The sequence below is a fragment of the Streptomyces sp. NBC_00631 genome (genome assembly GCF_045206895.1).
GTDB lineage: Bacteria > Actinomycetota > Actinomycetes > Streptomycetales > Streptomycetaceae > Streptomyces.
On the sequence record NZ_CP107734.1, the window covers coordinates 1,859,280 to 1,882,140 of the forward strand.

At 72.5% G+C, this 22,861-nt stretch carries 21 protein-coding genes, 1 pseudogene and 1 riboswitch; of the genes and pseudogenes, 5 read left to right on the forward strand and 17 right to left on the reverse strand.

What is annotated here, in order from left to right; translation table 11 throughout:
- Positions 1–15 precede the first annotated feature (15 nt).
- Positions 16–1,458, reverse strand: coding sequence for a S8/S53 family peptidase (locus tag OHB00_RS08620; RefSeq protein WP_406432895.1), 1,443 nt, complete (start codon positions 1,456–1,458; stop codon positions 16–18).
- 110 nt (positions 1,459–1,568) lie between these two features.
- Here OHB00_RS08620 and OHB00_RS08625 point away from each other — a divergent pair, with 110 nt between their 5' ends.
- Positions 1,569–4,172, forward strand: coding sequence for a CHAT domain-containing protein (locus tag OHB00_RS08625; RefSeq protein WP_406432897.1), 2,604 nt, complete (start codon positions 1,569–1,571; stop codon positions 4,170–4,172).
- A 121-nt stretch (positions 4,173–4,293) separates the two neighbouring features.
- Here the strand turns inward: OHB00_RS08625 and OHB00_RS08630 are convergent, their stop codons facing one another.
- The gene (locus OHB00_RS08630) at positions 4,294–6,030 is read right to left on the reverse strand and encodes a LuxR C-terminal-related transcriptional regulator (RefSeq protein ID WP_406432899.1); all 1,737 of its coding nucleotides are present in this window, start codon (positions 6,028–6,030) and stop codon (positions 4,294–4,296) included.
- Between the two features lie 94 nt (positions 6,031–6,124).
- Here OHB00_RS08630 and OHB00_RS08635 point away from each other — a divergent pair, with 94 nt between their 5' ends.
- Positions 6,125–7,204 (forward strand): M12 family metallopeptidase, encoded by a 1,080-nt coding sequence (locus tag OHB00_RS08635; RefSeq protein ID WP_406432901.1) that lies wholly within the window; start codon positions 6,125–6,127, stop codon positions 7,202–7,204.
- 281 nt (positions 7,205–7,485) lie between these two features.
- Here OHB00_RS08635 and OHB00_RS08640 read toward each other — a convergent pair.
- The 11 genes and pseudogenes from OHB00_RS08640 to OHB00_RS08690 form a co-directional block, all read right to left on the reverse strand.
- A pseudogene (locus tag OHB00_RS08640) lies at positions 7,486–7,676 on the reverse strand (LLM class flavin-dependent oxidoreductase); the annotation flags it as partial.
- A 3-nt stretch (positions 7,677–7,679) separates the two neighbouring features.
- A complete protein-coding gene (locus OHB00_RS08645) occupies positions 7,680–9,053 on the reverse strand; it encodes an NtaA/DmoA family FMN-dependent monooxygenase (protein WP_406432903.1) in 1,374 nt (457 codons plus the stop codon).
- Positions 9,054–9,075: 22 nt separating this feature from the next.
- Positions 9,076–10,326: an LLM class flavin-dependent oxidoreductase gene (locus tag OHB00_RS08650; RefSeq protein ID WP_406432905.1), complete on the reverse strand. Its 1,251-nt coding sequence runs from the start codon at positions 10,324–10,326 to the stop codon at positions 9,076–9,078.
- A 61-nt stretch (positions 10,327–10,387) separates the two neighbouring features.
- Positions 10,388–10,483 (reverse strand): putative leader peptide, encoded by a 96-nt coding sequence (locus tag OHB00_RS08655; RefSeq protein ID WP_406432907.1) that lies wholly within the window; start codon positions 10,481–10,483, stop codon positions 10,388–10,390.
- A 44-nt stretch (positions 10,484–10,527) separates the two neighbouring features.
- Complete coding sequence (locus OHB00_RS08660; RefSeq protein WP_406432909.1) at positions 10,528–10,767, reverse strand: GNAT family N-acetyltransferase; 240 nt, start codon at positions 10,765–10,767, stop codon at positions 10,528–10,530.
- Positions 10,764–11,789, reverse strand: coding sequence for a transporter substrate-binding domain-containing protein (locus OHB00_RS08665; RefSeq protein WP_406432911.1), 1,026 nt, complete (start codon positions 11,787–11,789; stop codon positions 10,764–10,766). Before OHB00_RS08665 ends, OHB00_RS08660 begins: the two co-directional genes overlap by 4 nt.
- 66 nt (positions 11,790–11,855) lie before the next feature.
- Positions 11,856–12,644 carry an amino acid ABC transporter ATP-binding protein gene (locus tag OHB00_RS08670; RefSeq protein ID WP_406432913.1) on the reverse strand — a complete coding sequence of 263 codons (789 nt, stop codon included), beginning with the start codon at positions 12,642–12,644 and terminating at the stop codon, positions 11,856–11,858.
- Positions 12,641–13,621: an amino acid ABC transporter permease gene (locus tag OHB00_RS08675; protein WP_406432915.1), complete on the reverse strand. Its 981-nt coding sequence runs from the start codon at positions 13,619–13,621 to the stop codon at positions 12,641–12,643. The genes OHB00_RS08670 and OHB00_RS08675 overlap by 4 nt, the downstream gene beginning before the upstream one ends.
- Positions 13,622–13,812: 191 nt before the next feature.
- Positions 13,813–13,971 carry a hypothetical protein gene (locus OHB00_RS08680; protein ID WP_406432917.1) on the reverse strand — a complete coding sequence of 53 codons (159 nt, stop codon included), beginning with the start codon at positions 13,969–13,971 and terminating at the stop codon, positions 13,813–13,815.
- 35 nt (positions 13,972–14,006) lie between these two features.
- A riboswitch (SAM riboswitch) is annotated at positions 14,007–14,130 on the reverse strand.
- A gap of 77 nt (positions 14,131–14,207) precedes the next feature.
- Entirely contained in the window at positions 14,208–15,080 is an 873-nt protein-coding gene (locus OHB00_RS08685) for a glutathione S-transferase C-terminal domain-containing protein (protein WP_406432919.1), read from the reverse strand.
- A gap of 127 nt (positions 15,081–15,207) precedes the next feature.
- Complete coding sequence (locus OHB00_RS08690) at positions 15,208–15,339, reverse strand: hypothetical protein (RefSeq protein ID WP_406432921.1); 132 nt, start codon at positions 15,337–15,339, stop codon at positions 15,208–15,210.
- Between the two features lie 161 nt (positions 15,340–15,500).
- Between OHB00_RS08690 and OHB00_RS08695 the strand changes: the two genes are divergently transcribed.
- On the forward strand, positions 15,501–15,752 hold the full coding sequence (locus tag OHB00_RS08695) for a hypothetical protein (RefSeq protein ID WP_406432923.1): 252 nt from the start codon (positions 15,501–15,503) through the stop codon (positions 15,750–15,752).
- A gap of 96 nt (positions 15,753–15,848) precedes the next feature.
- On the forward strand, positions 15,849–16,658 hold the full coding sequence (locus OHB00_RS08700) for a hypothetical protein (RefSeq protein WP_406432925.1): 810 nt from the start codon (positions 15,849–15,851) through the stop codon (positions 16,656–16,658).
- Between the two features lies 1 nt (position 16,659).
- On the opposite strand, the gene OHB00_RS08705 is transcribed toward OHB00_RS08700, so the two are convergent.
- The 4 genes from OHB00_RS08705 to OHB00_RS08720 all read right to left on the reverse strand — a co-directional run bounded on the left by OHB00_RS08705 (position 16,660) and on the right by OHB00_RS08720 (position 21,136).
- Positions 16,660–16,998, reverse strand: a complete 339-nt coding sequence (locus tag OHB00_RS08705) for a DUF2218 domain-containing protein (RefSeq protein WP_406432927.1) — start codon at positions 16,996–16,998, stop codon at positions 16,660–16,662.
- Positions 16,999–17,179: 181 nt separating this feature from the next.
- A complete protein-coding gene (locus tag OHB00_RS08710) occupies positions 17,180–17,473 on the reverse strand; it encodes a hypothetical protein (protein ID WP_406432929.1) in 294 nt (97 codons plus the stop codon).
- Between the two features lie 348 nt (positions 17,474–17,821).
- On the reverse strand, positions 17,822–18,022 hold the full coding sequence (locus OHB00_RS08715) for a hypothetical protein (RefSeq protein WP_406432931.1): 201 nt from the start codon (positions 18,020–18,022) through the stop codon (positions 17,822–17,824).
- A 270-nt stretch (positions 18,023–18,292) separates the two neighbouring features.
- Positions 18,293–21,136, reverse strand: a complete 2,844-nt coding sequence (locus OHB00_RS08720) for an AAA family ATPase (protein ID WP_406432933.1) — start codon at positions 21,134–21,136, stop codon at positions 18,293–18,295.
- 158 nt (positions 21,137–21,294) lie between these two features.
- Here OHB00_RS08720 and OHB00_RS08725 point away from each other — a divergent pair, with 158 nt between their 5' ends.
- Positions 21,295–22,821, forward strand: a complete 1,527-nt coding sequence (locus OHB00_RS08725; protein ID WP_406432935.1) for a 4-hydroxyphenylacetate 3-hydroxylase family protein — start codon at positions 21,295–21,297, stop codon at positions 22,819–22,821.
- The last annotated feature ends 40 nt before the right edge of the window (positions 22,822–22,861 follow it).

The window sequence follows — 22,861 nt, forward strand, 5'->3', positions numbered from 1 at the left end:
GGAGTGTTCCGGACCTCAGGCCGTCGTGGCCAGCCGCACGACCGGGACCGGCTGCCAGCTCGCCGGGCGGAGCATGGGTACCGGGGTGCCGCGCACCTCGGCGTACTCCGTGATGTTCTGCAGGAGTTGACTGCGTGCCGTGCGCGGGTCGGTCTCCTTGTGCGTGGTCATCCGGTCGGCGACCAGGCCGGCGGCGATGGGGGTGGCGAACGATGTTCCGCTCCACTGTGCGAACCCTTCGAACATCACTTGGTCGGGCTTGCCGGGGCCGGTCGTCCCGGTGTCGGTCAACACGCCGGTGTGGCGCGGGTACTGGCAGGTGCAGGCGTAGGTGAAGCCGAACCGGCAGGCGTCGTAGGTGGTGTGCTGGTAGACGTACGGCACGGGTGCGTCGAAGCCGGCCATGGCACCGATGAGCTGCTCGCCGGGGGCGTAGACCTTGACCCAGCTGCCGTGGTTGGTGAAGCAGGCGCCGTACTCGCCGTCGCTGCGCAGCGCGCCGACCGAGAGGACCGTGTCCTCGTAGCCGGTCAGGTCGGCGCAGGCGGCGGGCCAGAAGCGGGTGGCGCTGCCGTTGTTGCCGGCGGCGGCGACGAGCAGGGTGTGCTGGTCGCGCAGGGCGTCCATGAAGGCCTCGACGGCGAGCAGTCCGTCGGCGCTGCCGTTGGAGGTGCCGGCGGAGAGGCTGATGATGTCCGGCCAGCCGTGCTGGTCGACCGCCTCGAAGAGCTTGCCGCCGAACTCGGACTCCAGGATGGCGCCCGCGTCGTTGAGGGTGTTGGTGACGGTGATGTCCGTGTTCGGGGCGAGGGCGGCGATGAGTCCGGCGATGAACGTGCCGTGGCCGACGTACTGCTGGAGGATCCCGTCGGCGTCCGTCTCGGTGACCTGCAGGTCGCCCTGGACGCGGTCCAGGAGCGGGTAGGAGCGGTAGTCGTGCACCAGACCGGTGTCCATCACCAGGACGCTGACTGCGGTCTCCGGGTCGTAACTACCCGGAACGGGCCGCGGGTTGGGGGTCTGGGTGAGCAGCGCGGGGAGCGGTTCGCAGGGGTTGCAGGAGTTGGCGTTCCCCGTGGTGGACACGACGTGGTTGCGGCTGACCAGGCGGCGGCCGGCGCGGCCCTCCGCCTCCCGCAGGGCGCGCAGCGCGTGCCCGACGGCGCGGTCGCCGCTGCGGTCGCCGTGGTTCGGGTCCCCGACCTGGATACGGGTGACGCCGGTGCGGTTGGTCTCGGGGCCCGCCCTGCGCACATGGTCGGCCACCAGGCCGGTGGTGGCGGTGAAGTGGGCGCGCACGGCGTCCTCGACGACCCGGGCCTCCTCGCCGTCGCGGGCGAGAACGACACCCTTCTCGTACAGGAACTCGGCTGCGTCGTCAGGCCCCATCGCCAGTGGTACGTCCGGCATGGAGCGCTGGATCTGATCGAACTGCTCATGGAATCGCTGAGGTGCCATGGCCTGTCCCTCCCCCGAAAACGGCGTTCTTCAGTCAGAGTCGCGTGGTCGCCGCTTGATACAGCGTCAAACCTGTGGGCATGTATGCCCAGGCCACTACCATCCGAGGGGTGACTGCGCGAAGCGATTCGGTGACGGAACTGCTGCCGATGGTGTTCGCCGCTCCCGGCGAGGCCCTGGCGCGGGCGGAGCGCGTCCTTCGGTCCGATCCGTCGCCGCTGGACGCGTCCGTCGCCCACCAGGTCATCGGCATCTGGCAGCGGGACTTCGGGGACCTGGCGGTGGCCCTCGACCATCTGCGGCGCGCCCGGGACTTCGCGGCCCGGGCGGACTCGGCGGATCGGGAGGCGGATGTGCTCGCCACCCTCGGAGTCGCCCTGGTGCATGCGGGTCGCACGCGGCAGGGACTGGCCGCGCTGGATCGCGGGGTGGCACGCGGCAACGGGCACACCCGCGCGCGGGTGCTGTACCGGCGGGCGTTCGCCGGGTGGGTGCTGGGCCGGCACAAGGAGGCCCTGGAGGACCTGCGGCGGGCGATACCGGTGCTGCGGCAGGCCGGTGACGTCATCTGGACCGCGCGGGCGCTCAGTGTGCGGGCCACCGTGCATCTGGCGGTGGGCGCGGTGGAGCGGGCGGACGCGGACTTCACCGCGGCGGAGCTGCTGTGGGAGACGACGGGCCAGGAGCACGACAAGGCGGTCGCCGTGGAGAACCGGGGCCTGGCCGCGTACCGGTCCGGCGACATCCCGGCGGCGCTGCGGCTGCTGGCCGAGGCCAAAGAGCGGTACGACGAGCTGGGCACGCCCTCGTTCATGCTGTACATCGCGCGCTGCGACGTGCTGATGGCGGCCGGGCTGGCCCCGGAGGCGTTGGCCGAGGCGGACGCGGCCATCGCGACCCTGGACCGGATCGGCGGGCAGTCCACCCGCAAGGCCGAACTGCTGCTGACCGCCGCCCGGTGCGCGCTGTCGACCGGGGACGCGCAGACCGCGACAGCCCGGGCCGCAGTCGCCGTACGGCTGTTCTCGGGGCAGCGGCGCAGCTGGTGGGAGACGCATGCCCGGCTGGTGCTGATCGAGGCGCGGGTGGCGGGCGGGGCCGCGTCCGGGCGGTTGGTGCAGGACGCGGCGGCGGTCGCCGACCAGCTGGCGTCCTTCGGTGCGCCGGCCGCACCGGAGGCCTCGCTGCTGGCAGGGCGGATCGCGCTGGCGCTGGGCTGGACGGCGGACGCGGAACGGCACCTCGCGGTGGCCGCGCGCAGCAGGCATGTCGGGCCGCCGCTGGCCCGGATGACGGGCTGGGCCGCGCAGGCGCTCCGCGCGCGGGCGGCCGGTTCGGGCCGGGGCGTCCTGGAGGCCTGCCGGCGCGGCCTCGACGTCCTCGACGACCACCGGATGACGCTGGGCGCCTCGGAGCTGCGGGCCCGGGCCACCGCGCAGGGCGCCGAACTGGCCGCGCTGGCCCAGCAGGCGAGCCTCGCGCACGGCGGTCCGCGCCGCCTCCTGGAATGGAGCGAGCGCTGGCGGGCCACGGTCCTGTCCACTCCCCCGACCCGGCCGCCCGCGGACCCGGCCCTGCTCGCCTCCCTCACCGCGTTCCGGGAGATCGCCTCGCGCGCGGAGGAGGCCCGCCGGCAGAGCCGTCCGGTACCCGCCCTGGAGCGTGAACAGCGACGTCTGGAACGGGAGATCCGGGCCCGCACCCACCACACCCGCGGTGCCGCCCCCGGCGGCGGCGACCGCTTCGACCCGGCCCGGCTCCTGGACCGGCTCGGTGCGGCCCGGCTGGTGGAACTCGCCGTCGTGGACGGCCGGGTGCACATCCTGCTGTGCGGTGACGGCCGGGTGCGGCGGTTCGCGGGCGGCCCGCTGGCGGAGGCGGTCGCCGAGGCGGAGCACGTCCAGGCGGGGCTGCGACGGCTCGCGCATCCGGGGGCGGAGGCGCGGCTGCCGGTGGTGGAGGCCGCAGGTCGGCGGCTGGAGGAGCTGCTGCTGGGCCCGGCGGCGGACCAGCTCGGCTCCGGGCCGGTGGTGATCGTCCCGCCGGGCGCGCTGCACCGGGTGCCCTGGGCGCTGCTGCCCGCCCTGCGGGAGCGGGTGCTCAGTGTGTCGCCGTCGGCGTCGAGCTGGCTGCGGGCGCGGGAGACCGAGCCGCCGCCGGGCGGCCGCCATGTGCTGGTCCGGGGGCCGGGGCTGGCGACCGGGGGCGCGGAGGTGCCCGAGGTGGCGGGCCGGTACGCGGCGGCGCGGGTCCTGGAGCACGACGACGCCCAGGTCCCCCGTGTTCTGGAGGAGTTGGACGGTGCCGCCTTGGCCCACATCGCGGCGCACGGCACCTTCCGCGCCGACAGCCCGCTCTTCTCCTCGCTGCGGATGGCCGACGGCCCGCTGATCGTGCACGACTTCGAACGCCTCGCCGGCAGCCCCTACCGGATCATCCTCTCCAGCTGTGACACGGCTCGGCTCGCCTCGGTGGGCGCCGATGAACTCCTCGGCCTGGTCACGGCGTTGCTGCCGCTGGGCACCGCCGGGGTGGTGGCGAGCAGCGCCCCCGTCAACGACGCGGCGGTGGTCCCGCTGATGCTGGCCCTGCACAAGGGGCTGGGCGCCGGACTGTCACTCGCGGAGGCGCTCCGCGATGCCCGGGCCGCCCTGCCGGGCGACGCGCTCCACCAGGCGACGGGATGGGCGTTCGCCGCGTTCGGGGCGGCGTGAGCAGGCATCCGTTCCCGCTCGGCAGCGCCCCGAAGGGGCGCGGGGAGCTGTTCGGCCGGCCACGACGGCGCCGCAGACGATCGATGACATGACGCGGCACCTCCGGCGTTCGGGCGGAGCGCTACGCCGACCGCCGGTCCGGCTGCTCCACCAGCCACGGCAGCGCCGCGCGGTCGCTCGCGCCGAGGCGGGTGTAGGCGCTGTAGAGGTGGTTGCCCACCGTCCGTACGGACAGGGTCAGTTGCTCGGCGATCTGCCGGTTGCTGAGACCGGTCGCGGCGAGCGTGACGATCTGGCGCTGACGGGCGGTGAGTTCGCCGAGCACCAGGGCGGACAGGGCCGGGGTGCGGGCACCCTGGCAGCGGCGGGCGAGGGCGACCGCGCGGGTGCGCGACATCCGGGCGGCGCGCGGGTCGCGGTGGAACCGGCCCGCCTGGGCGTGGGCCTCCGCCGCGAACAGCAGCAGCCCGCGCTCCGCCAGCGCCTCGGCCGCGTGGTCCAGGGCGGGTCCGTCGCCGCGGGCGAGAGCCCGCGCGTGCCGTGCGAGCACGCCGTCCAGCCGCCGCACGGCGCCCGCGGCCCCCGCGGGCTCCCCGCGTCGTACGGCGCCGTAGTGCGCGAGACCCCCGTCCCCGCGCACTACGGCATCCTCCCCCGACTCGACGGCGGTGCGGGCGAGTTCGGTACGGCAGGAGGCGTCGCCCGGCGCCGCCCGCAGTCCCTCCCTCGCCCACGCCGCCGCCTCTCGCAGCTCCCCCCGAAGCCACGAGTACCGGGCACGCACGGCCGCGTACCCGGCCGGTACGGGCAGGCCTCCTGCCGCCAGCCACTCCCCCACCGGGGCGGACACCTCCCGTACGTCCAACTGCTCGATGCGTTCTTCCAGTTGTTCCTGTTCGTCCTTGAGCGCGGGCTCGCACTGGTCCGGGGTGCGGGCCAGCCGGCGGGCCCGCAGCCGGCCCGCCGAGGCGCGCAGCGCGGGGCCGTGCAGGGGGTGGGCGAGGCGGACCCCGCCCCGGTCGTCGACGTGGATCAGGCCCTCGCTCTCCAGCGGTTCGAGGACGGTCAGGTCGAGGCCGTCGTCGAGGTGGAGCGGCGACGGCTCGGCGAAGGCGAGGCGTTCGAGGATGTCGCGCTCCGTGAGTCCGCGCCGGTCCAGCAGGCGTGCGATGCGGTCCCGTACGGTCGCGGTGAGCGGCAGCGGGCCGCGCCAGGCCCACTCACCGGTGTCCGGGACCCGGGTCAGCGGGCCGGACTCGCGCAGCGCGCCGAGCAGCTCGCGCAGCAGCCGCAGGTCACCCTGGCACACCCGGTGCAGCCGGCGCACGGTGAGCGGTTCCAGACCGCCGGCGGCGAGCAGCGCGGCCGTCTCGTCGTACGGCAGCGGTCCCAGGGCCAGGTGGGTGAGGAGTTCACCGGTCCACAGCCGGGCGATCGCGCCGGGGACGGGTACCGCGTCGACGGCGGCCACCACGAGCCGGGTACGGCCGTGCACGGCGAGCTGGTGGACCAGGGCGGCCGAGGCCTCGTCGAGGAGATGGGCGTCGTCGACGACCAGGAGACGTACCCCGGACAGGTGCCGGACCGCGCCGGGCAGCGAGACGCGGTCGGAGAACAGGTGCGCGAACGCGGCGAACGGGAGGGCGCTGGTCTCGGGGGTGCCGGTCACCCGGGCACAGTCGGTGCCCCGCACGGCCTCCGTGATCAGCCGGGTCTTGCCGATGCCGGCCGGGCCGGTCACCACCACACCCTGGCGTCCGGCCACCGACGACCGCCTGACCAGCTCCAGTTCGCCCTCCCGGCCGGTGAACGGCCAGGGCGGCCGGAGGGTCCGCGCATCCTGTTCGAAACTCGTCACGTGAGTATGAGTCGCGTTACTCAGCTCTGATACAGGGGGACTTGAGTAGCTTCCGACTCAGGCGCCCGGCCGGGGCGGACGGCAGTCTGGGCGCATGACCCGACGCTACTGCTCGCTTCCGCGGGAGTCGGCCCCGGCGTTCGCGCCGGGACTGGCCGCCGAGCGGCTCAGCGCGCTGGTCGGCGGGCGGCGGATGTGGGTCAACGGCACGGTTCTGCACTACTGCTTCCTCGACGCCGACACCGACGCCTCGGTGATCCCGGTCCCGGGGACCGGGGAACTGCGCCGGGTGCCGTGGGCCGGTGCCAAGGAACAGCGGGACGTGGTGCGCGAGTGTTTCCGGGAGTGGCAGGACCTCGGCATCGGGGTGAGGTTCACCGAGGTCTTCGACCGGTGCGAGGCGGAGCTCCGGATCGGCTTCCAGCAGGGTGACGGATCCTGGTCCGCGGTGGGCCGGGACGCCCTCTCGGTCGGTGCCGGCGAGCGCACCATGAACCTCGGCTGGGACCTGACCGGGCAGGACGGGCGCTGGACGGCCCTGCACGAGATCGGGCACGTGCTCGGGATGCGGCACGAGCACCAGAGCCCGTTCGCCGGCGTCCACTGGGACGACGAGGCGGTCTACGCCGACCTCGCCGGACCGCCGAACCACTGGAGCCGGGACCGGACCCGCTTCAACGTCCTGCGCAGGCTGGACCCGTCCGAGGCCAACGGCTCGGTGTGGGATCCGCAGTCCGTGATGCAGTTCCCCTTCGGTCCGGGGCTGATCCTGGAGCCGGAGCAGTACCACAGGGGTCTGTACCCGCCGGGGTCGCTGTCCCCGGCGGACAAGGAGTTCGTGCTCCGCTGGTACCCGCCCGCCGATCCGCCGGACGCGCTGGTGCCGTTCCGCTCGGCGCCGCTCAGCCTGGGTCCGGGCGGACAGGCCGACTTCGTCGTGGAGCCGCCGGAGACCCGCGTCCACAGCGTGGGCACCTTCGGAGAGAGCGACTCCGTCGTCGTGGTCTTCGAGGAGCGCGACGGGGAACCGCGCTACCTCGCCGGCCACGACGACGGGGGCACCCCGCACAACACCGCGATCAGGGTCCGGCTCGTCAAGGACCGCCGCTACTTCGTCCGCGTCCGTCTCCACTCCACGTGGGGGTCGGGGGAGACAGCGGTCATGTGCTGGTGACACCGGCACACACCGCGACGCGGAGGTCGGACCACTGTCCGGCGCCGGGGGAAGCGGTCGCGGCACGTAACCTTCGGGGGAGGGATACGTGCCGCGACCACACCGGAAGGGCCGCGGACACCCCCTAGGGGCGCGGGGCTGAATCGGTGTGCGGCTCCACCGCGTGGGCGCGACCGGCCACAACGCGCCCGCTGACCCGGCCGGTCGACGAGATGGGCGCGCCCCGCCATCACAGCTGTCTGCTCGGCACGAGCGAGCGGCTGCGCGGCGGACAACCGTCCCGCGTGGTCCTCGTACGCCCGGACGGGGGCCGGCAGGCTCAGCGTGGTCACCGCGGTGAAGAGCCGGATGCGCCGGTGAGCGCGGCGACATGGCTGAGCACCATGGTCGGCGAGGAGGAGATGAACGGCCGCTCGTGCCGCTCCCCCACCCCGAAACCCTCGAAGCCCAGTTCCTCGGCGAACATCGCGTCACTTCACGACGCGGCCCGTTCGCCGCGCTTCCCGTCGGGGAGGGCGAGGCCGAGGTGGTCGCGCAGGGTGGTGCCCTCGTACTCGGTGCGGTAGACGCCCTGCTCCTGGAGCAGCGGTACGACCGTGTCGGCGAAGGTGTCGAGACCGCCGGGGGTGATGTGCGGGACCAGGATGAAGCCGTCGGAGACGTCCGCCTGCACGAAGTCGTTGATGGTCCTGGCGACGGTGGCCGGGGAGCCGACGAAGGTCTGCCGGTTGCCGGTGTTGATCACGAGGTCGCGGATGGACCACTTGTTGGCCTCGGCGAGCTCACGCCACTCGCGGGCGATGGCGAGCGGGTCGCGGTACATCCGGACCTGGGCGCGGCCCCGGGAGATGTGCTCCTCGCTCACCAGCGGGTCGATGTCGGGCAGCGGGCCCTCCGGGTCGTACGACGACAGGTCCCGGTTCCAGACGAACTCCAGGTGCTTGAGGGCCGTCGCCCCGCTGACCTGCTGGCGGCGCACCTGGTGGGCGAGCTCCTCGGCCTCCTCGTCGGTGTCGCCGAGGACGAAGCTGGCGGCGGGCAGGATCAGCAGGTCCTCGGGGCCGCGGCCGTACTTGGCGAGGCGGGACTTCACGTCGGTGTAGAAGGCCTGGCCGGCGTCGAGAGTGGCGTACCGGCTGAAGATCGCGTCGGCACTGGACGCGGCGAACTCGCGGCCCTCGTCGGAATCGCCGGCCTGGAAGATCACCGGGCGGCCCTGCGGGGAGCGTGGCACGTTGAACTGGCCGTGGATGTCGAACTGCGGGCCCTTGTGCACGAAGGAGCCGGCCTTGGCGTCGCTCAGGAAGGTGCCGGTGGCCTGGTCCGCGAGGATCTCGTCGCCGTGCCAGGAGTCGAAGAGCTCGTTGGTGGTGGCGAGGAACTCCTTGGCGCGGGAGTAGCGCTCGTCCTGCGGCAGGAAGCCGCCGCGGCGGAAGTTCTCGCCGGTGAAGGCGTCCCAGGAGGTGACCACGTTCCAGGCGGCCCGGCCGCCGGAGAGGTGGTCGAGGCTGGCGAACTGACGGGCCACCTCGTAGGGCTCGTTGAAGGTGGAGTTGATGGTGCCGGCCAGGCCGAGGTGTTCGGTGACGGCGGCCAGCGCGGCGAGGATCGTGAAGGTGTCGGGGCGGCCGACGACGTCAAGGTCGTATATCTTGCCGCCCTGTTCACGCAGGCGCAGGCCCTCCGCGAGGAACAGGAAGTCGAACCTGGCGCGTTCCGCGGTCTTCGCGAAGTGCGTGAAGGAGCTGAACTCGATGTGGCTGCCGGCGGCCGGGTCGCTCCACACCGTGGTGTTGTTGACACCGGGGAAGTGCGCGGCCAGGTGGATCTGCTTCAGCGGCTTGCTCATGAGGGGGTGCGGTCCTTCCGGCTCAGGCGGTGGCGGCGGCGTAGCGGTTGGCGGGGCGGGCGAGCCCGAGCAGACCGCGCAGGGTGTCGGCCTCGTAGGCGGTGCGGAAGCGGCCGCGGCGCTGGAGTTCGGGGACCAGGTCCGTGGTGACGCGCGGCAGGTCGTGGCCGAGTACGGCGGGCCGCAGCCGGAAGCCGGTGAGGCCTTCGGCGGCGAACTCCTCAAGCAGATCGGCGAGTTCGGCAGCCGTACCGGTGAAGGTCCGGGCGTCGCTGGGGTACGCGCCGCCGTCGAGGGCGTCGAGGCGTTCCTTGCGGGCGGCGGCCGCGGCCTGGTCGTCGTCGAGGAAGACCACCAGGTCACCGAAGACGTGCACGGTGTCGTCGGCCCGTCCGGCGGCCTCCTGCTCGGCGCGGATCTCGGCGACGATCGCGCGGGCGTCGGCGCCGTCCCGGGGGGTGACGTGACCGACGTCGGCCTGGCGGGCGATCAGCCGGTAGGGGACGGTCTGGTGGCCGAGGGAGGTGACGAGCGGCTGGCCCTGCGGCGGGCGCGGGGTGATGGAGGGGCCCTTGACGCTGAACTTGGCGCCCTCGAAGTCGATGTAGTGCAGTTTGTCCCGGTCGACGAAGCGGCCGGTGGCGGCGTCCCGGATCTCGGCGTCGTCCTCCCAGCTGTCCCAGAGCCGGCGCACCACCTCGACGTAGTCGGCGGCCTCGTCGAAGTGCTCGGTGAGCCGCTCCTGACCGGCCGGGGACCGCAGCTCCGCCAGGTCGATCGGCGGGAAGGTACGGCGGCCGAAGTGGTCGGCCTCGTGCGGGTGGGCGGAGATCTGCACCCGCAGCCCGGCGCGGCCGGTGCTGACGTAGTCCAGGGTGGCGATCGCCTTGGAGATGTGGAACGGCTCGGTGTGGGTGGTGATCACCGTCGGCACCAGGCCGATGTGGCGGGACAGCGGCGCGATCCGGGACGCGATCAGGACGGCGTCCAGGCGGCCGCGCACCTGGTCGGTGCGGTCGTCCGGCTCGCCGATGGGGGTCCCCCCGGTCGAGCGAAGTCGAGACTGGGGGAGCGAGGACTGCAGGCTCAGGCCGTCCTCGATGGTGACGAAGTCGAGGAGACCGCGCTCGGCCTCGGCGACCAGGTCGGCCCAGTAGCCGGCGGTGAACAGCTCGCGGGGGCGGGCGACCGGCTCGCGCCAGGAGGCGGGGTGCCAGCCGGTGCCGTCCAGGGCGACGGCGAGGTGCAGGTGGGAAGCGGGAGATGAGGACACAGTGGTGCCTTCCTGAGGTCCGTACAAGGGCGCGCCGGATGGAGGGCGCGGCGGAGGAAAGTCAGGAACAACAGAGCGCGCCGGCCACGCGCAGCAGGTCGATGTGCGGCCGGGAGTGCAGGACGGTACGGCGACTGGGACTGACGATATGTGTCATGCCCCGCACCTCCTCGGCCTGCTCCGCGTACATCTCGTCCTGAGTCACAACAGCCGGGCGTTCGCCCATGTTCCCGGGCTGCGCACCAGCGGGGTGCGGCCGCGCAGGCGCTCGGTGAAGCCGATCGACTCGTGGAGCCGGACGGCTGTGGCGCTGTCCGGGGCCGCGGGCAGGAACGGGGGGGCCCCGCGCTCCCGGATGCCCGCGGCGACCGCGCGGCCCAGGCGGGTGGCCCGGCCGGCCCTCCCCCAGCAGCCGGCGGGCGTGCCGGCGCGGGCGGTCACGAGTTGTCGAGCGGCAGTCCGGGCGGGTTGACCTCGGACTTGGCGACGGCCTCGTCGGAGAGGTTGTAGGCCTTGAGCCACTGGGCGTACTGACCGTTCTTGATCAGGTAGTTGATGGCGTCCGCGAGGGGCTTGGCGAGGCCGCTGTCCTTCTTCGCGGTGGCCGCGATCAGGCCCTGGAGGCCGGCGCCGGCGCCGGAGTAGGTGCCCGCGGTGCGGGTGGCGTCGGGCGTGTTCGCGGTCTGCTTGTCGTGGTAGGCGAAGCCGGGGTTGGGGCCGAAGGAGGCGTCGATCTTTCCGCTGTTCAGGGCCAGGAAGGTGCTGGTGCTGTCCTGGAAGTACTTGACGGTGAGCTTCTTGCCCTCCTTGGCCAGCTTCGCCTGCCACTCCAGGAGGATCTTCTCCTGGTTGGTGCCGGAGCCGACGGCGATCGTCCTGCCGGCGAGGTTCTCGTAGTCGCCGTCGAAGTTCCAGGTGCTCTTCTTCGGCACGATGAAGGCGAGGTTGTCCTGCCGGTAGGAGGCGAACTCGTACTTCTTCTTGCGCTCCTCGGTGTCGGTGATGTTGGAGAGGGCGACGTCGACCTTGCCGCTGTCGATGCCGACGAACATGTTCTCCCAGGTGAAGTTCTTGATCTCCGGCTGGAGTCCGAAGACCGCGGCGACCAGGCGGCCGAGATCGGGTTCGGAGCCGGTGAGGGTCTTCTGGTCGCTGCCGACGTACGCGAGCGGCGGGAAGCCGGCGGGCAGGGCGCCCTCGCCGATCACGAGCTTGCCGCTCTTGCGGAGGGCCGCGGGCAGTTCCGCGCTGATGGACTTGACCTCGGAGACCTTGATGGTGGTCTGGCCGGCGGCGCCGTTGGAGACCCGTCCGACGACGACCTCTCCGGCCTTGGCGCTGTCGGTGGTGGTGGCCGCGTCGCTGTCGCCCCCGCAGGCGGCGAGCCCGGTGGCGAGGGAGGCGACGGCGGTGGCCGCGGTGATGCCTCTGATCAGGCTGCGTCGGGTGAAGTGGGTAGACATGGCGGTTCCTTGTCGGTGCCGGTGCTGAGGGTGAGGGCGCGGGGGGGAGGTCTGGGGTACGGCGGTTCAGAGGACCTTGCTGAGGAAGTCCCGGGTCCGCTCGTGCCGTGGCCTGTCGAGGACCTCGGAGGGCGGGCCCTGTTCGACGATCCTGCCGCCGTCGATGAAGACCACCCGGTCGGCGATCTCCCGGGCGAAGCCGATCTCGTGGGTGACGATGACGAGCGTGGTGCCGCTGGTGGCCAGGTCCTTGATGACGGAGAGGACCTCCCCGACGAGTTCGGGGTCGAGGGCGGAGGTGGGCTCGTCGAAGAGGATGACGCCGGGGCGCAGGGCGAGGGCGCGGGCGATGGCGACGCGCTGCTGCTGGCCGCCGGAGAGCTGCCGCGGGTAGGCGCCTACGCGTTCGCCGAGGCCGACGCGTTCGAGGAGTTCCTTGGCCAGTGCCTGGGCTTCGCCTTTGGTCAGCTTTCCGGTGGCCACGGGGGCGGCGGCCACGTTGTCCAGCACGGTCAGGTGCGGGAAGAGGTTGAAGTTCTGGAAGACGAAGCCGATCCGGCCACGCTGGGCCAGGATGGCGCGCTCGCTCAGCTCCTTCAGTCTCCCGCCCTGCCGCTTCACCCCGATCAGCTCGTCGTTGATGCTGACGTAGCCGATCTCGGGCTTCTCCAGGTGGTTGATGACCCTGAGAAGAGTGGACTTGCCGGAGCCGGACGGGCCGAGGACGACGGTGACCTCGCCGGGTCGGATGGTCAGGTCGACGCCGTCGAGGACGCGGTGGGCGCCGTACCACTTGTGGACGTCGTGGATCTCCAGGGCGGCGGGGGCCGTCTCCAGGGTGTCGGTGATGCTCATACGGCGGCCTCCCGGCGGATGCGGGCGCGCAGGTCGGTGAGGCCGGCCCGCAGTTTCTGCAAGGGGGTCGGCGGCAGGGAGCGGGTGGCGCCCCGGGCGTAGTACCGCTCGACGTAGAACTGGATCACGGAGACGACGCTGGTGAGGATCAGGTACCAGACGGTGACCACCAGCAGCAGCGGCACGATGTCCCCGGGGTACGTGGAGCCCATGCTCTGCGCGGTGCCGAAGAGGTCGAGCAGCGAGACGTAGAAGACCAGCGAGGTGCTCTTGATCAGTCCGATGAGCTGGTTGACGTAGTTCGGGATGATCGACCTGAGCGCCTGCGGGAAGACGATCTTCCGGAACTGGTAGCGCTTGGGCAGACCGAGCGCGGCGGCCGCCTCGTGCTGGCCCTGGTCCACGGAGAGGATGCCGCCGCGGACCACCTCGGCCGCGTAGGCCGCCTCGTTGAGGCTGAGGCCGATGACGGCGATGACCATGTCGGTGGCGAGCTTCGACTCGTCGAAGGAGAAGAAGGCCGGCCCGAAGGGGACACCGACGCTCAACGTCCTGTACAGGGCGCTGAAGTTGTAGAGGAAGAGCAGCACCACGATGAGCGGGATGGAGCGCAGCGCCCAGACGTACGTCCAGCTCACCGCGCGCAGCACCGGGCTCTTCGAGAGCCGGGCCAGGGCCAGCAGGATGCCGCCGACGAGGCCCGACACCGCGCTGTAGGCGGTGACTTCGAGGGTGATGACCAGCCCGTCGAGAATGGTCGGCCGCAGGAACCAGTAGCCCCAACGGTCCCACTGGTAGAAGGGGTTGGTCACCAGTCCGTGCACGAACTGGGTGACGAGGACGACGACGACGGCGGTGGCGATCCAGCGGCCCGGCCGACGCAGCGGCAGAACTCGCTGGGCGGCAAGGGGCTTTGGCGGCTCGTCGGCGGCGGGCGGCACCTCGGGGGCGATGGTGGCGCCTGGGGGTTCACTCATGGCGGGCTCCGGCGGAGTCGGACACCACGTGCCCCACGGCGGAGGCCGCGCACCGGGCCGTGTTCGGGCACGGCACGGAGCGCGGGGGCGCGCGGGGCACGGGGCTGGGCGGACGGCGGCACACCGGACGGCCGGTGTTTCGACGGGAACGCTGGGGTGCGAGGCTGCGGGAAGCCGGCTGAAAAGCCTGGTCAGACCCGGCAGCGGGCACGGCCCGGTGCGGTACACGCGCTACACAGGGCGCTGTTGACACGGAGCAGGTCGACGGCGCGGTCGGCGACCAGCGGGCTCGGGTACGGGCGCACGCAGCCCTCGGCGCGGCGCTCGGCCGTCCTGGAAGCTGCGTACATGTCCGTCACCTGTCACTGTTCTCCGGCCCCGGAGGGCCTCGCGCTTACCGAATCGTCGCTTGCCGAAACGTCGTCGGTCCGGTCGTCACCTGGGGCACCCCACCGCGGTGCGAGGGTTGCCGGTCAGCAAGCCAGGGCTTGACGCTGACGCTCTTGACCGTTCTGGTCCGCAAGTAACGCAGTTGCCCGAACGAATGTCAACGCCCGTCCGACTGACGGGACGGCTCGGACCGCTCTCACCTGCGCGGAACGCCTGGAGCGTCCGCCGCGTGGCCGGCCCAGTCCAGGATCTGGACGGCCGCGCCGGCGGCCTCCAGCCCCTGGCAACGGCCGTGGTGGCGGCGGGAGATGCCGTCGAGGTCGAGGTGGGCGCCGAAGGCCGGACGGGCGGCCAGCCGCCGGGCGTAGGCCCACAGCGCCGGGTGGCCGGCGATGGCGTGCACGGCGGCGGCGTCCAGGTGGTTGCGGTGCACGGTGTCGAGTTGCACCAGGGTCACCCACAACTCGATGTCGGCGGCCGTGAGTTGCCCGCCGACCAGGAACTCCACCCCGGTCAGCCGGCGCTCCAGCCCGTCCAGGGCGGCGAGCAGTACCTCCAGCGCCTCCGGGTCGCCGCCCTCGCGTCCGGCCCGCTGTGCGGCCTGCTCGATGTCCTTGGCGCACAGCCGCTCGACGGCCTCGATCCCGGCCTCGGCGCCGCACGGGTAGAGCCGGGCGGCACCGTCGCCGAAGTGCCGGTCCAGGTCGCGCAGGATGTCCCGGCTGTGGGTGCTGACGATCCGGCCGGACCAGTCGTCGCTGAACACCGGTGCGAGCGCCGGCCCCGAGTAGTGGTGGGCGCTGGCCTCGTACAGCGGGCGCAGCGCCGTGTGGCTGCCGTCGGGACAGTCCGGGACGGCGGGCAGGAAGGTGACCGGACAACAGTCGTCCAGGGCCAGCAGGCTGTGGCCGACGGCGATGCGCAGGCCGTCCGGACAGGCGGTGGACAGGTGCAGCCGGTAGCGGCGCGGCACCGCGTAGTGGCCGCTGCGGGCGTCGCGGCCGATGCGGCCCCGGAAGGCGGGCGCGCTGCGGACGGACGGGAGGGCGGCGAGTGGAGTGATGGACATGCGTCTCCCCTGGGGCGGGCGGGCGCGCGGACGCGCGCGCGGCGGAAGCCTTCGACGGTGGGTTCTCGGTGCGATTCGGTGAGTCCTGGCGGGTGGGCGCCCGGCCGGGGCGGCCGGGACCGGGCGTTCAGCCTCTGCGGCCGGTGGCGCCGCACATCCGCAGCAGGTCGACATGGCGCCGGGAGGTGAGCAGGGGAGCGGTCCAGGGCGCGGAGCTCTCGCGGCGCGGTCTGCCGGTGAGCGTGCGCAGGCGACCCATCTTTCCCTACCTTTTCACTAGGATTCTCATCTGGAGTGTCGATCGGCCTCCGCCCCGCGTCAAGAGGGCGTCCACGCCCGGGACACCCGGCCCCGAGTTGCCGCCGGACGCGAGGGGCGGTGCGCTGGTGGTTCAGGGCCGAGTGACAGGAGCCGGAGCCGATGACCGAGCCCCCGGGTCCCGGGCCGGTGCCGGGCGCCGTACCCGAGACCTTCGTGTTCCGCTGCGGGCGGTGCGGCCACGGCTGGGAGGCCGTCTTCCAGGCCGTGTTCTTCACCGATCCGGTCGCCGACCCGGACCTGCAGAGCACCCTGGAGTACGTCGACGAGGCCGGCCGGGCGGTGCGGTCGCCGCTCACGGACGCGGTGTGCCCACGCTGCGGCAGCCGGCGGGTGCGGATCGCCGCGGCCTGACCCTGGCGCTCACCCGAATGGCACGTGCGAGTGGTCGGCACTGTCGGCCGGTGGTGGCGTGGAGGGACGTACCGCACTCCCGAGGAGGCAGTCGCGATGACCCGTCCGTCCCGACCCGCGCGTGTTCTCGCCGCAGCCCTGGCGGCGGGGACCCTGTTCGCCACGGCGGCCTGTTCGGACGGCAACGGCTCCCCCGAGGCCGCGGCCGTCTCCCCCGCCGCCGAGCGCTCCCCGGACGCGTCGCCCACCGCCGCCCTCACCGGTGCCGGGGCACAGGCCGCGCTGATCACGCCGGCCGACATCGAGGACGACTGGCAACTGGCCAACGACGCCGCCACCTGGCGCAACCAGATGCTGGTCGGCAAGGTCGACGTCGCCCAGTTCCTCAGCGCCAAGTCCAGTGCCGCCGACTGCCAGCGGCTGGTGGACAGCCTCTACTCCGACACTCTGCTGGGCCGCGCCACCGGCGCCTCCGGGCTGCGCGGCTTCACCTCGGAGGACTCCCGGCTGCTGTACCAGGTCGGGGACTACGGCCAGTCCACCATGGACGCCACCATCAACTGGCTCAAGGGCCTGTCGGAGAAGTGCAGCCAGTTCACGGCCACCGCCTCGGACGGCAGCAAGCGGACCGTGCAGGTCGTCGAGTACAAGGAACCGCCCAAGGTGGCCGACGCGCTGGCGGCGCTGACGGTCACCGTCCAGGGCACCTCGAACGGGCAGCCCGCCACGACCACTCTGGACGTCGCGGCGATGCGGGTCGGCGCCTCCGGGGCGGCCGTCACCAACGGCGGGCTGTCCGGTGTCGACCACGACAGCACCGCCCTGGCCGTCCAGAACGGCGCCCAGCGCCTCCAGGAGGTCCTGTCCGGCAAGACCCCGGCACCGCTGCCGAGCCAGTTCGACTAGGTCAGTGGGGCGTCGGGGCCTCCGAGTTGCGCTGCGTCGTACCCGGTTCGCCGTTGTCGCGGTGCCATACGACGACGAGTTCGTCGCGGGTGCCGAAACGGACCAGGTGACGGCCGACGACGCTCTCCAGGACTTCCAGGTTCTCGGGCTCGGTCTCCACGGTGAGCAGCAGGGCGTCCTCGGCCGCGGTGAGGGTACCGGTGCCGTTCTGGAAGACGATGCCGCCGGTGCCGGTCTCCTCGTCCCAGCTGGTCTGCGAGCGGCGGCCGAGGTGCGAGGCGAGCTGCTTGGCGTAGCGGGCGGGGCGGTCGGTGGGAACGCGGGCTTCGGAGCGGGCCATGTGGAACTCCCGGTGCTGCGGGGGCGGGCATACGGTGACTGGCTCACGCTACGTCGGGGCGGGGGGTGCGGCGCCGTACCGGGAGCCGCAAGCTATGCATGCCGGCCGCGTCACCTGACGCCGTCACGGCCCAGCCGCAGGTCAACGGCATCTGGTCCGGCACCCCGGCCACCCTCGGTGGTCAGCGGCGAGGTCTGGCGAGGGCAGCGCAGCGGACCGTGAAGCCGTCGAGGTCGTCGCAGGTGAGCTCGCCGTCGTCGACGCCTCCATTCGGCGATCTGCGGGTGCCGGTGCGCGCAGCGCCGGCCCTGGCCTCGGGCGAACGTGGGCCGTTCTCACCGACGTTCAGGTACGTCGACGGCTGCTCGGCCCCGGCGAGGAGCGCCCGGGACCTCGCCGCCGGCCTCGGCGAACCGCGGTCCGACGCGTGGCGCGGCATGCTCTCGATGTCGGGCTCCCCAGGGACAGCCACCACGAGGCGAGCTTCACCTTCGAGACGCCACACCTCGGCGGATGGCAGAATCCGGTCAGCCATGTGACGGCGCAACTGATTGCCGGTGCCGCGGCTCCGGCGTCGGAGAGCCCGGTGATTCCTGTCTCGTTTCGCCGCCGTCCTCCTGACCGGCCGCCAGCCATGCCGAGAGCCAGGGTTCCAGCCCCCGGGCCACCATCCGACCCGGCTCATTCGATGAGGAGTCGAGATCGGCGGTGACGCGTTCCGGGGTGCTTGTGCGGCAGGACGTGGCGGGTTCTGATCGGCCCGGCGGGTGTCCTGAGGCGGTATGCCTGGCGCTCATCGTGCAAGACACTCCCTGTTCGCGGGTCAGCCGATGTACCCGAACGCCACGAGCTGGCCCCGGATCCATGGATCGTGCACTTCTGCGACGGCACCGGCCCTGGTGGGGGCGGACGGCGCCGGTGGCAGGGTGGCCGCTGTCGCGGTGCCTCCCGCGGTGAGGAGGGCGCCCGCGACCACGGTGAGAGAAGCTGCTGCGGTTGCGACGCGCCGTACGAGCTTTTCCATTGCCAACTCTCCTTGCATGGGCAATCGCCGACACGCCCAGTGTTGAACGGGACCTCGCCGGGCACATCGCGCGATCTGGTGATTGGCCCGTGGCCTGTGAGTCTCGCTACCACCGGCTCGTTTCCGGTCCCGCTCGGATCCGGCGCGGTCGCCGGACCGGACGAGGCCTGTGCCGGGGGCCGCGCCGGGGTGTCCGGCGTCACCGGGGCGGCTGGAGCCGGGGGTCACCCATTCACGGGATCCCCGCGGGATCCGCGGCCGGCGTACCGGTCAGTCGACCGCCTCGGCGCCGGTGCCCCGTCCGATCGCCAGCCGGGTCAGCTCGACCCGTGAGTTGATGCCGAGCTTGGCGAAGATGTGCTTCATGTGCGTGTTGACGGTGTGCACGGACACGTAGAGCCGGTCGGCGATGGCCCGGTTGGTGAGGCCCTCGACGACGAGCGGGATGAGTTTCCGCTCGGATTCGGTCAGGTCCTCCCAACCCCGCGGGCCGGTCGGGTGGGTCCGTACCGGGGCGGTACGGACGCCCAGCCGCCGTAGGCGCCCCCTGATCCGTTCCTGGTCGTGCCCGGCCCCTGAGGCGGAGACCAGCCGGGCCGCTTCTTCGAAGTACGGGATCGCCGATGCCGTGTCACCCCCTTCCGCCAGCAGCTCGGCCAGGTCCTCACAGGCCGCCGCCAAGGCCAGTGGTCTGCCGGTTTCCCGGTAGCCGGTGACAGCGGACGCCAGTGCGCCGGAGTCGTGGTGGAGCAGGCCGTCCACGTGGGCGCGGACCGCCCCGACGATCTGCCGGCTCTCGTCGTGTGCGGACAGGCCGAGCAGGGCGCCCGACACGGCCTGGGCGAGCGAGGGGTCCCCGCCGCGGAGCGCGGTGCGCACGATCTCGGGCCAGTGGGACGGGGGCAGTACCAGCAGGCGCGCCGGTTGCTGGCTCGCGAAGCTCTCGGCGAGGACCGCCGCCGCCCCGGCTTCGCCTTCGGCGTCCGCCAGGCAGGCACGGGCGTAGGACACCCAGGGGCCGTACCGCTGGGTGTGGGTGCCGGAGTGGGTGTCGGCGGCGCCGAGGTGGTCCTTGGCCTGGGCGAGGTCACCTCGTCTGATCTCCACCAGAGCCAGGACGGCGCGGGCCCGCGGATTCGGCAGGGTGATCTCAAGCTCGTCCGCCACCAGCAGACTGGCCTCGGCCTCCACGGCGGCGTCGTCCAGCGCTCCCTGTTCGAGAAGCGCGCAGGCACGGACGGCGTGCCAGTGGGGCAGTGACCAGCCCAGGCCCAGCGCCTCCGCCTCGCGCTGCCCCGCACGCAGGGTTCGCTCGGTGTCGGCGAGGCGGTCGGTGACGGTCAGCACGGTGGCCAGCCACAGCGCCGGGATCCGGGGCGGCCGCAGGTAGAGCGCCGCGGTCTCGATGCCGGCGCGCCGGGTGGCCTCCTCGGCGAGTTCGAGGGCCCGGGCCAGGTGCCCGCGGTAGAAGAAGGCCTGGGACTGGAACACCATGGCGCTGACGACGACGGCCGGATCGTCGCTGCGGTAGGAGTCCTCGACCAGCCCGGTCCCGGTCCGCTCGGCGGCCGCGATGTCCCCCAGGTAGACATGGCCCGTCGCCTTGGTCTTCAGCAGCCGGATCCGCAGGTCGGACGGCAGACCGGGCAGGTCGAGGGCCTTCTGGAGGTGTGTCATCGCGGCGGCGTCGTCGCCCGCGGCCTGGTAGATCTCGGCGGCCGCCAGGCGCAGCCGCGCCTCCTCCAGCGGCTCCAGGCCTTCCGGCAGCATGGTGTCCACCAGGTCGAGCGCCTCGTGGACCCGACGGGTGCGGCCGAGGTACTCGGCAGCGTCGGTCAGCAGTGCGATACGGCGCGGGTCCTGCGAGGGCAGCAGGCCGGCGACCCGCTGGGCCAGGTCCCCGGCCGCGTCGGGCGCCGACGACGACATGTCCCGTACGGCGGTGGTCAGGGTGGTCACCGCATGGTCGTCGACCGGGCCGCCCGACATCACGACGTGCCAGGCCACCTCCGCGGGGCGCGCTCCGGCGCCGCGGAGGCTGTCGGCCGCCTCCCGATGCAGGGCGGTCCGGACGGCCAGCGGCAGGTTGTCGTGGACCGCCTGCCGGGTGAGGTCGTGACGGAAGGCCAGTCGCGGGTCGTCACCGACGAGCAGACCGGCGTTGAGGGCGGCGTCGACGCCCGACAGCAGGCTGCCGACCTGCCTGCCCATCATCCGGGCGGCCGTGCCGAGGTCGAATTCGCGGCCGAGGACGGACCCGATCTGGAGCAGGTGCACGCCGTCCTCGGGGAGCCGGTTGACCCGCGCGGCGACACTGCGCCGGAAGCCGAGGGGGATGCCGTCGCGCAGCAGACCGCTCTCGCCCGTCTCCGTCCTGGCGACGTCGGTGTCGGTGAAGCCCCGTACCAGTTCGATGGCCAGGAAGGGGTTGCCCGCGACGTCGCGCAGCATCCTGGCCAGTGCGGGTGACGGCGTCGCCCCGAGGACGTCGGCCGCGATGTGCCGGAGTTCCCGCTGGGGCAGGGGGCCCAGAGTGAGCCATCGGGCGCCGAGGCGTTCGAGGTCCTCCCGGACCCTGATCACGATCGGCCGCTCGGTGTCCGACCGTACCGCCAGCACCCACAGGATGCGCGAGGCGGCCAGCCGTCCCGGCAAGGTGCGCAGTACGAAGAGCGTGGCGGGATCGGCCCACTGGGCGTCGTCCACGACCACGGCCACCGGCGCACGCTGAGCCCGCTCCTCCAGTGCGTCGGCGATGCTGTCCAGCAGCCAGAGCCGCTGGTCGTCGGCGGCCGCGAGGGCTCGGTGGGAGCCGTCGGAGGGCTGGAGGGCGGAGAGCAGCGCGGCTCCGGCCGCGTACTGGTCGAGTTCGTCGGCCCGTACCGAGACCACGTCGAATCCGGACCGCTGTGCCATCCCGTCCAGTTCCGCGAGGAACCTGCTCTTGCCGACGCCGGCCGCGCCCTCCACGACGACGCAGGCGCCCCGCCCACCGCGCACCACGTCCAGTGCCCCTCGGGCGGTCATGATCTCGCGATCCCGTCCCCGCAGGCGCAGCCCGGTCACGGCCCGGCCGCCACGCCCGTCGGCGTCGGCGGGATCTGTGCTGTGCATGGGGTCAGCATGGCTCAGGGACACATCCGCCTCAATGCCGGATCCCCGGTGACCACGGCTTTCACCCGGGTGAACGTCCGCGCCGGGCCGTCGGCTCACCCCGTTGCGACGCATGCTCCGTGCCATCCGGATCTCTTGCCCCAGGAGAGGAGCACGACATGCGCACAGGCAAGGAATACCTGTCAGCGCTGGACGACGGCCGCAAGGTGTGGGTGGGTGACGAACTCGTCGACAACGTGGCCACGCACCCGAAGACCCGGGCGTACGCCCGGAGCCTCGCGGCCTTCTACGACCTCCACCACCGCCCGGACCTCCAGGACGTCATGACGTTCGTGGACGAGGACGGCGTACGGCGGTCCATGACCTGGTTCCAGCACCGGTCCGCGGACGAACTGCGGCGCAAGCGGGCCTACCTGGAGACGGTGCAGCGCGAACTGGGCGGCGGGGCCGTCCCGCGCACACCGGACGTGAACAACTACGTCCTGCTGACCTACGTCGACGACCCGGAGCCCTGGAGCAGCCAGTCCGTCGGGACCGACGGCAGGGACCTCACACCTGGGCTCCTCGACTTCTGGAACGTGGTGCGGGACGGCGACCTCAACGCGACGCCGGCTTTCGTCGACCCGCAGGCGGACCGCTCGCGCGACTCCGCCCAGGCCGAATCCCCCGCCCTGCGGGTGGTCGGCACTTCGGACGAGGGCATCACCGTGCGGGGTGTGAAGGCGATCAGCACCGGCGCGGCCTTCGGCGACTGGATCCACATCGGCGTGTTCTACCGGCCCGGGATCGTCGCGGAGCAGATCGTCTACGGCGCGGTACGGCCCAGCGCACCCGGGGTCACCATCATCTGCCGCGAGAGCAACGTCCGGGACGGCGAGGAGGTGGAGCACCCGCTCGCCGCGCAGGGTGACGAACTGGACAGCATCATCGTGTTCGAGGACGTGCTCATCCCCTGGAACCGCGTCTTCCACATCGGCAACCCCCAGCACGCGTCGCTGTACCCGCAGCGCGTCTTCGACTGGCTGCACTACCACTCGCTGGTACGCGCGATGGTGAAGGCCGAGCTGATGCTCGGGCTGGCCCTGCTGATCACCGAGCACATCGGCACCTACCAGTTGCCCCCGGTACAGGCCCGGATAGCCCGGTTCGCCGGCTTCCACCAGTCGCTCAAGGCACACGTCGTCGGCTCGGAGGCCCAGGGGTTCTTCACACCCGGCGGCATCTTCAAGCCGAACGTCCTGATGTTCGACTTCGGGCGGGCGTACTACATCGAGCACATCACCGAGATGGTCCACGAGCTCATCGACCTGGCCGGCCGCGCCGCACTGATCTACCCCACCGAGGGGCAGTGGCAGCAGCCGGAACTCAGGCCGTGGCTGGAGGCGCTGCAGACCGGACCGGTCGGCAGACCGCACGACCGGCTGAAGATCAGCCGGGTGATCCGCGACATGTTCCTGTCCGACTGGGGCGACCGCATCGGCGTCTTCGAGAACTTCAACGGCACGCCCCTGCTGGCCATCCGCACGCTCACCATGAAGCGCGCGGAGATGTCCCCGAACGGCGCCATGGCGGACCTCGCACGCAGGGTCTGTGGCATCGAGAACGTGAGCGACGAGGAAAAGACGGTCTACCAGGCCCAGGCGAACTACGCCCGGCGCCAGGACGCCTCACGCCAGGACGTCTAGGACGCCTAGGACGCCTAGGACGCCTAGGACGCCTAGGACG

What these genes read in the sequence shown, in the direction of transcription:
- OHB00_RS08620 (WP_406432895.1), bottom strand. Translation starts at nt 1,458, where the DNA reads ATGGCACCTCAGCGATTCCATGAGCAGTTCGATCAGATCCAGCGCTCC.
- OHB00_RS08635 (WP_406432901.1), top strand. Translation starts at nt 6,125, where the DNA reads ATGACCCGACGCTACTGCTCGCTTCCGCGGGAGTCGGCCCCGGCGTTC.
- OHB00_RS08645 (WP_406432903.1), bottom strand. Translation starts at nt 9,053, where the DNA reads ATGAGCAAGCCGCTGAAGCAGATCCACCTGGCCGCGCACTTCCCCGGT.
- OHB00_RS08655 (WP_406432907.1), bottom strand. Translation starts at nt 10,483, where the DNA reads ATGACACATATCGTCAGTCCCAGTCGCCGTACCGTCCTGCACTCCCGG.
- OHB00_RS08665 (WP_406432911.1), bottom strand. Translation starts at nt 11,789, where the DNA reads ATGTCTACCCACTTCACCCGACGCAGCCTGATCAGAGGCATCACCGCG.
- OHB00_RS08670 (WP_406432913.1), bottom strand. Translation starts at nt 12,644, where the DNA reads ATGAGCATCACCGACACCCTGGAGACGGCCCCCGCCGCCCTGGAGATC.
- OHB00_RS08675 (WP_406432915.1), bottom strand. Translation starts at nt 13,621, where the DNA reads ATGAGTGAACCCCCAGGCGCCACCATCGCCCCCGAGGTGCCGCCCGCC.
- OHB00_RS08680 (WP_406432917.1), bottom strand. Translation starts at nt 13,971, where the DNA reads ATGTACGCAGCTTCCAGGACGGCCGAGCGCCGCGCCGAGGGCTGCGTG.
- OHB00_RS08685 (WP_406432919.1), bottom strand. Translation starts at nt 15,080, where the DNA reads ATGTCCATCACTCCACTCGCCGCCCTCCCGTCCGTCCGCAGCGCGCCC.
- OHB00_RS08690 (WP_406432921.1), bottom strand. Translation starts at nt 15,339, where the DNA reads ATGGGTCGCCTGCGCACGCTCACCGGCAGACCGCGCCGCGAGAGCTCC.
- OHB00_RS08695 (WP_406432923.1), top strand. Translation starts at nt 15,501, where the DNA reads ATGACCGAGCCCCCGGGTCCCGGGCCGGTGCCGGGCGCCGTACCCGAG.
- OHB00_RS08700 (WP_406432925.1), top strand. Translation starts at nt 15,849, where the DNA reads ATGACCCGTCCGTCCCGACCCGCGCGTGTTCTCGCCGCAGCCCTGGCG.
- OHB00_RS08705 (WP_406432927.1), bottom strand. Translation starts at nt 16,998, where the DNA reads ATGGCCCGCTCCGAAGCCCGCGTTCCCACCGACCGCCCCGCCCGCTAC.
- OHB00_RS08715 (WP_406432931.1), bottom strand. Translation starts at nt 18,022, where the DNA reads ATGGAAAAGCTCGTACGGCGCGTCGCAACCGCAGCAGCTTCTCTCACC.
- OHB00_RS08720 (WP_406432933.1), bottom strand. Translation starts at nt 21,136, where the DNA reads ATGCACAGCACAGATCCCGCCGACGCCGACGGGCGTGGCGGCCGGGCC.
- OHB00_RS08725 (WP_406432935.1), top strand. Translation starts at nt 21,295, where the DNA reads ATGCGCACAGGCAAGGAATACCTGTCAGCGCTGGACGACGGCCGCAAG.